This is a genomic window from Synechococcus sp. 65AY6A5 (genome assembly GCF_002760415.1).
Lineage (GTDB): Bacteria > Cyanobacteriota > Cyanobacteriia > Thermostichales > Thermostichaceae > Thermostichus.
The window spans coordinates 1482013-1489163 of sequence record NZ_AXUW01000001.1 but is presented as its reverse complement, the minus strand read 5'-3'; the positions used below and the strand labels follow the sequence as shown (position 1 = coordinate 1489163).

6 protein-coding genes are annotated in these 7151 nt (G+C 60.0%); 1 reads left to right on the top strand and 5 read right to left on the bottom strand.

All coding sequences use genetic code 11. The annotated features are described in order from the left end of the window. Positions 1-468: 468 nt before the first annotated feature. From cas2 to SYN65AY6A5_RS07090, 3 genes are read right to left on the bottom strand one after another with little or no spacing between them, the layout of a single operon-like run. Entirely contained in the window at positions 469-747 is a 279-nt protein-coding gene (gene cas2, locus SYN65AY6A5_RS07100) for a CRISPR-associated endonuclease Cas2 (RefSeq protein WP_011429772.1), read from the bottom strand. Then, on the bottom strand, positions 747-1772 hold the full coding sequence (gene cas1, locus SYN65AY6A5_RS07095) for a CRISPR-associated endonuclease Cas1 (protein WP_240531006.1): 1026 nt from the start codon (positions 1770-1772) through the stop codon (positions 747-749). The genes cas2 and cas1 overlap by 1 nt, the downstream gene beginning before the upstream one ends. Continuing rightward, positions 1769-3160, bottom strand: coding sequence for a TIGR03985 family CRISPR-associated protein (locus SYN65AY6A5_RS07090; RefSeq protein WP_168174245.1), 1392 nt, complete (start codon positions 3158-3160; stop codon positions 1769-1771). The genes cas1 and SYN65AY6A5_RS07090 overlap by 4 nt, the downstream gene beginning before the upstream one ends. A 129-nt stretch (positions 3161-3289) precedes the next feature. Here SYN65AY6A5_RS07090 and crn3 point away from each other — a divergent pair, with 129 nt between their 5' ends. Then, on the top strand, positions 3290-4195 hold the full coding sequence (gene crn3 / locus SYN65AY6A5_RS07085) for a CRISPR-associated ring nuclease Crn3/Csx3 (RefSeq protein WP_099884143.1): 906 nt from the start codon (positions 3290-3292) through the stop codon (positions 4193-4195). 37 nt (positions 4196-4232) lie between these two features. On the opposite strand, the gene SYN65AY6A5_RS07080 is transcribed toward crn3, so the two are convergent. Both SYN65AY6A5_RS07080 and SYN65AY6A5_RS07075 read right to left on the bottom strand, forming a co-directional pair. Next, positions 4233-5069, bottom strand: coding sequence for a nitrate ABC transporter ATP-binding protein (locus SYN65AY6A5_RS07080; protein ID WP_099812314.1), 837 nt, complete (start codon positions 5067-5069; stop codon positions 4233-4235). Positions 5070-5131: 62 nt separating this feature from the next. After that, positions 5132-7129 (bottom strand): nitrate ABC transporter ATP-binding protein, encoded by a 1998-nt coding sequence (locus SYN65AY6A5_RS07075; RefSeq protein ID WP_099812313.1) that lies wholly within the window; start codon positions 7127-7129, stop codon positions 5132-5134. Positions 7130-7151: the final 22 nt, after the last annotated feature.

Here is a 7151-nt window from a genome sequence, read left to right as displayed (position 1 = left end):
TAAGTTTCCGTCCCCTTGCGGGGAAAAGGTAGGGATCAACGCTACCTCAGTACTCTGGAAACGTTCCAGAGGTGTTCCGTTTCCGTCCCCTTGCGGGGAAAAGGTAGGGATCAACTGGTAGACGCGGCGGTGAAACTCCAGGCGCTCTTGCTCAAGCGTTTCCGTCCCCTTGCGGGGAAAAGGTAGGGATCAACCCTACCCTCGGAAAAGCCTGAATTCATGAGGTTTTCAAGGTGCGTTCGCGAGGGAGTACGGAGATTCCTCGACACAGATATTAACATTGTCCTCGCGGCCAAGCGCAAGCGGGGAAATTGAGCTTGCTACGGCCATTATGTCACGTTTTTGGGCCAATCGGGGCAAAAGATCTAAAGTTTCCCTTAAAATCTTGTGCCGGCAGAGTCAGGCTGGTGATGGCTCGCCCCGACAGATCGCGCACAAAACTTTACAATTTCGGCCCGGTGGAGAGCCTCAGAAGATCAGGTAGTCCGGCGGCTCATAGGGGGGAGGCCCGCCGAAGACCTTGGTGCGTTGTTTGGCGCTGGCATCCAGAGGGTAGGCCCGCAGGCTATCTTCCTGGAGGTTGAGCAGAGGCAGCCACGACTTTTCCAGCTTCTCTTCCAGCTCGGCAGTGTCCAGGGGGCATTCAAAAACGGAGTATTGCACTCGCTGGCAGCACTGCTCCAGGCGTTTGGCCAACTGGTGTCGGCGCTTATCGTCCACCACGTCGTAGCAAACCAACCACAGCATCAGCGCAGCTCCATTGCTTCGTACTCCAGGTTGCCGCTCACCAGGCAACGGCCCAGCCAGCGGGCTTGCTCCAGCACGATTTGGCTCAGAGCCAGGCGACGCGACTGGGGAGGATAGAGCAACGGCTCGCGGAAGCGGCGCTCCAGCTCACCCAAAAACAACTTTTTGGCCAGGGATCCCAGCCATATGCCTGTCCCATCCGGCGACGGCTCAAAGTCTTCCGGCGTGAGCAGGCCAGCCTTGACAAGCTGGAGCACAGCCCAATCCACCACCAAGGGTCGAAACTCCTCCATCATGTCCAGCACCAGGTTGGGGCGGTAGGGCAAGTTGGCGTGGAAAAAGCCGAGATAGGGATCCAACCCGGCCATCACCACTGCCGAGAACACGCGGGCCAGCAGCACCCCGTAGCCCCAACTGAGCAGAGCGTTGATCGGGTCGAGCGGCGGCTGGCGGTTGCGACCTCTGAAGTTCCACTCAGGCGAGAAGCAGTGCTGGAGAGCTTGGTAATAGATGCGGGCACAATGGCCCTCCAGGCCCATCAAGGCTTCCCGCTCTGGGCAAGTGGCGGCGCGATCCAACGGGTGCAGGTAGGCGGCAAGGCTATCGATCCCCTCCTGCAGAGGGCCGCTCTGGCCGCGGGTGGCCCGGTTGCGCAGTTGCAGGAGCGCCCGCTGGTTGCGAATTTTGCCCCGCACAATGCGCTTGGCCAACTCCAGCCCCCAAGGGGAATAGGCCCGCTGATATTGGGCCAGACGCATCTCAGGGTTGGTGGAGAAGGATCCCTGCAGGCGGCCACGAAAGCCGCCATCTGCCCGCAAAAAAATCGTTTCCACGCCGCGATCCAGCAGTTGGGCCAAAGCTGCGCTGGTCAATTGGATCCCGGGCAACACCACCACCAGCTCCACCTCCGCAAGGCGGCAAAGCTGCTCCTGGCCGCGGCGCCGAATGAGCAGGGTTTGGTTTTGGCAGTGAACCACAGTCCCCGGCTCGGTTAGGTAGAGGGTGGTCATGGGCAGGAAGGTCAAGAAAGCTTCAGGTCGGGGCGATAAAACTGCAGCTCTGCCTGGGCTTCCCGAGCCATCTGTTCCCGGTAGGCCAGGGGAGCGATCACCTCGCCGTTGGGCCGCCAATCCCGCAGGCGCATGGTGAAATTGGTATCTCCCACCCGTACCCAGGCGCGGAAGTACCGGTCGCTGGCTGGTCTTTGCCGGACAGTGTTCAAAATCTGTTCGCGCTCCCGCGCATCCGCCACTGCCCGTTGCACCAAAGCCGGGATCCGCTCGTAGGCAATGGGCTGGAAGGTGGGGTGGCGTACTGTGTTGTCCACGTAGCGGCGGGCAAACTGCGGCGCAAAGCGCAGGATCAAGAGCGCCTTGGGCAGATAGAAATCGGATCCCCAGGCCTCTTCCCAGGCCGCTTGCACCTCCTCAGGAGTGGGCAGATTCCCCTGCCTCTGGCGGGCCAAGAGCTCCGCCGGCACCGCAGGGTCAGACCAGGGCACCACCGTCAGGCGAGGCGAGCGAATGCGATCCAGGCGAAAGTTGTGCCAGCCCAGGGATCTGGCAGCGTGCGGGAGCTGGCCGAAGGCGGCCAAGTACTTGGCGCGGCGGGCATAAAACAGGCAAACCGGGTAGGTGAGGACCTTTTGGATCCCGTGCTGGCGAGTTTCGTAATCAAAGCGGATCAGCCCTGCTGCCGGTTTTGTCCAGAAAGCCTCTAGCTGGTTTTGGTATTCGTCCACCCGCTCCTGCTGTTCGTCGGAGAGGATGTACTCAAACCAGACAAAGAGCCGCCGCTGCGAGTGTTGATGCCCCCCCCAGATATCGTCCAGCAACACCTGCACATCGGGATGCACAAAGGCCACGTCGCTGAGGACGTGGTAGATCTGCTCAAGCTGGCTACCCGACAACGTCAAGGCCGAGGCGGGCGTCGGCAAGGGGGGGCGATCCCCGGCGGCACGGCAGCGAAAGTTATCTCTTCGCCTGGAGTTGGCCTCGATTGGCTGCAGCCAGCCCTGAGCGGCCAGGTAGTCCAGCTCTTTGCGCAGGGTGCGGTGGGTCTTCAAAAAGGGCCGGCTGGCCAGCCGCGTCTCCAGATGGGGAACTTCGGCTTTTAAGGCGGCCAGCAGGTCGGGATGCTCCAGCCAAAAGCTCAGAGGCTTCTGGCAAATGCAACTGGGATCCGGGCAGGAGATCCCATGGGGCAAATCCTGCCGGGGGTGGCTGGGCGAGAAGAGGCGATCGCGGATGTGGGTGTAGCCAAAGGTCTCTGGCAGATCCGGCCAACGGTTTTCGCTGTACAAACCCTGGAGCAACACCCAGAGACGCACCGCCCGCTCCAGGCGCTCTGCCAACTGCCCGCCTGCCAGCCAGCGCAACACCTCCACCGTCAAAGGCAACTCCCCTCCGTTCATCTCCCCCTCCAGGGCAAGGCACAGACCAAGGTCGGATCCCTTCGCCCCTACTCTGCCAACAATTGGAAGATCTTGCTTCCAATCTTCCCCATACTGGGGCCAGGCTGTTGTCTTTCTGTCCCAATTTCCATGTCTGCTGTGGCGCTGCAGTTGCGGTCTGGCTATCTGGCCCATTGGCCGCAGAAACCCCATCTTGGGGGGCTACCGTTTCAGGTGATTGAAATCGAGCTGACCCGACCGGATCGGCTGGTTTTCCCGGAAGATCTGGCCCAACTGCGCCTGCCTGGGGGGATCGACCCCCGCTTGGGAGTGGTGCTGAGCGGGCGCGCCCCCATCTGGCTCTACGGCTGGTTGGTGCACGAGTGCCACTTTACCCGCTGGGTGGCCTGCTACGACCCGCGCTTGGGGGCAGTGGTGGTCTCCAGCCATAGCCCAGACGTGCAGGTGGGCGAGATCATTCCCTGGGTGCAGGGCAGGCCAGGCTCAGAATTGGCGGCGGCAGTGATGGTGGTGGGCCCTCCGGATAGCGGCAAAAGCCGCCTGGCCCGCGCTCTTTTCGAGTCCCTGCTGCCTCAGGCTCCCAACGTTTATCTGCAGCGGGCCCACTGGGATGGGGAAGGAAATTGGACGTTGGATCTGCCGCCGGAAGAAGCCAAAATCCTCAAGCACCGCTACCGGGGCCGCCTGACCCCCGATTTTTTCAGCTTTCACGCCCAGGCCATCCTCGCCCTGCGCCAACAAAAAAGCCTGGTGATCGTGGATGTGGGCGGCAAGGTGGATCCGCAAAAGCAGCCGATCCTGGAAGCCTGCTCCCATTATCTCTTGGTCAGCCGGGATCCGGCGGCCATCCCCCTCTGGCATGAGTTTTGTCGGGATCGGGGCAACTTGCGGTGTGTGGCCGTCCTGCACACCGGCCCCTGCCCGGAAGATCTACCCAGGGATCCCAACCAACTGGAGCTGTGCTGGGATCCCGGCTCTCCGCTGCCTGCCGAGCTGGTGCGGGTGGTGCGCGGCTTGGTCGGCTCGGCAGGATAATGGCAGGGAGCTTTCGGCGGCGTGCCGGATGAGATTTTTAGTTAACCGCTTCAGGGTTAGCCTCATGCCCGTAGAGGTAGCTGAGGACAGAGTTGCGCAGGCGATAGTACTGCGGATCCTCCAGAATGCGCTCGCGGTCGCGAGGACGTGGGAAGGGAATAGAAATGACCTGCCCAATGGTAGCTGCAGGGCCGTTGGTCATTAACACCAAACGGTCGGCCAGAAACAGTGCCTCATCGATATCATGGGTGATCATCAAAACCGTGCAGCGATGTTCATCCCAAATGCGCAACAGCTCCTCCTGCAGTTCCTCTTTGGTGATGGCATCCAAAGCCCCAAAGGGTTCATCCAAAATCAGGACTTCTGGTCGAATCGCCAAGGCACGGGCAATGGCCACCCGCTGCTTCATCCCTCCGGAAATTTGCGGGGGATATTTTTGGGCAGCTTCCCCCAGCCCCACCAAATTCAGGTGTTCCTCTACAATTTGATGCTTTTCCGACTGGCTCTTTTGAGGGAAGACCGACTGGACGGCCAGGTAAACATTTTCATAGACCGTGAGCCAGGGTAACAAGGCATATCCCTGAAACACCACCATGCGATCTGGGCCAGGAGCTGTAATCGGCTGGCCTTTCAGCTTCACCGAGCCGCTGGTGGGCTGGGTAAAGCCAGAAACCATATTCAGCAGCGTGGTTTTGCCACAGCCGGAATGTCCAACTATGCAGACAAATTCTCCTGCATCGACCCTAAGATTGATATCTCGCAAGACGGGATACTCCCCCTTAGGAGTTGGGTAAGTCTTGCTGACATTCTCAAGGGTTAAGTAGGGTTCTGCGGCTGTGGCTACTGGGGTAGAGGTTGTCAAGAGGGCAGTCATCGTGGGGTGCTCCAATTCATCGTTTTCTCACAACTGGGAACGTGCTTTTGCAAAGGGAACCTCTAGAGCAACACAGGACGACGATCCAAAGCAACCTCGGCTATGTAAATGTCGTGCTTAATCGCCAAACTGTTGAGGTAAGCCAAGGGATCCTCGCCATTGAAAGGGATCCCGTCGAACAATTGAATGGGCTGCCGTTGGTAAGACACATCCAGCCCCAGCTCGCGGGCCGCCGTACTGAACACCCCCACCTGACACACCCGCTCCACGATCTCCACCCAGTTGCGGGGGAAGGGCAGATCCCCCCAGCGGGCCATTTGCGTCATCATCCACAGATGCTCGGTGCGGCTGGGGCGGTTGCCGGCGCCCAGAAAGAACTGATGGTGGGCATATTCCCGCATCGGCATGTCTAGGTCACAGATCAGGCGCTGGGGATCCCCCAGGTGAATGTAGGATGGGTCGGTGCTCAGGTAGGCGCGGCGGCTGAGCAGCTCGCGAATCTCGTCGTGATGGGCCGGGTCTTCACAGTAGCGGCAGGCTTCCAGCAGCGCTTTCACCAAGGCAATGTGGGTGTTGGGGTAGGCCCTGGCCCAATCTTCTCGCACCCCCAACACTTTGCCGGGATGGCCCAGCCAAATCTCCAGATCCGTAGCCACCGTAAAGCCACTGCCCTCTAAGGCTGCCCGCAAATTCCAGGGCTCTCCCACACAGTAGCCATCGATGTTGCCGGCTGTTAGGTTGGCCACCATCTGGGCCGGTGGCAGGGTTTTCAGCACTACATCGTGATCCGGGTGGATCCCGCCGGCTGCCAGCCAATAGCGCAGCAGCAAGTTGTGCATGGAGCTGGGATGCACCACCCCAAAGGTCAGCCGACGGCTGGGGCTATCCAGGATGTAAGCCTTCAACTGGCTCAGCGTGTGGATCCCTTGCTCGTAGAAGCGCCTGTGCAGGGTAATGGCATTGCCGTTGCGGGTCAAGGTGAGGGCAGTCACCACCGGCTGGGGTGGGTTGTCCCCGCCGCCCAGAGACATCCACACCGGCATGCCGGCGGGCATTTGGGCCGCATCCAAGTAACCTCCCTGGATGCCGTCTTGGATCCCTCGCCAACTGGTTTCCCGCACCAGATTGACTTCTTCCAGGCCGTGTTTGGCAAAAAACCCCTTTTCTTTGGCCACCGCCAACGGGGCGCAGGCGGTCAGGGGCACAAAGCCGATCTCCAAGTTGATCTTTTCTAAACCGTGCCTGGCCACCACGGTGCTGCGGCGGGCCCGCCACTGTTTGATCCGTTTTTGCTGGTTCAAAAAGTAGATGATCTCGCTGCGATAGCTGTAGTAGCTGGGGTGATTGACTACCTCCAACCGGCGGCGGGGGCGGGGAATATCGATGGTTAAAATGTTGCCAATTCGGGATCCCGGCCCGTTGGTCAGCATCACCACCCGATCCGAGAGCAGGACGGCTTCGTCCACGTCGTGGGTGACCATGAGGGTGGTCATCTGGTGTTCTTCGCAGATGCGCATCAACTGCTCCTGCAAATTCCCGCGCGTGAGGGCATCCAAAGCGCCAAAGGGCTCGTCCAACAACAACACCTTGGGCCTCACAGCCAAAGCGCGAGCGATGGCTACCCGCTGCTTCATGCCCCCTGACAGTTGAGCCGGGAACTTATCCGCCGCCTGCCGCAAGCCGACCAGATCGATATGTTCTTCGACAATCTGCTGACGCTCTGCCGGGGAGTAGTTTTTCAGCACAGCGTCTACCGCCAGGGCAATGTTTTGTCGAACCGTTAGCCAAGGCAAAAGCGAGTAATGCTGAAACACCACCATGCGATCCGGGCCGGGAACGGTGATGGTGTGTCCATCCAAAGCCACGATCCCTCCGGTAGGCAGAGACAACCCCGCCACCATGTTCAGTAGGGTGGACTTGCCGCAGCCGGAGTGGCCGATTAAGGAGACAAACTCCCCGCGGTGAATTTGGAGATCGATCCCTTTGAGGGCTAGATATTCTTGGCCTCCAGGCAGACCAAACGCTTTTTCCACTTGCTCTACACTGACCAATACAGACACAGAAGACCTCCCCACCTGTAGA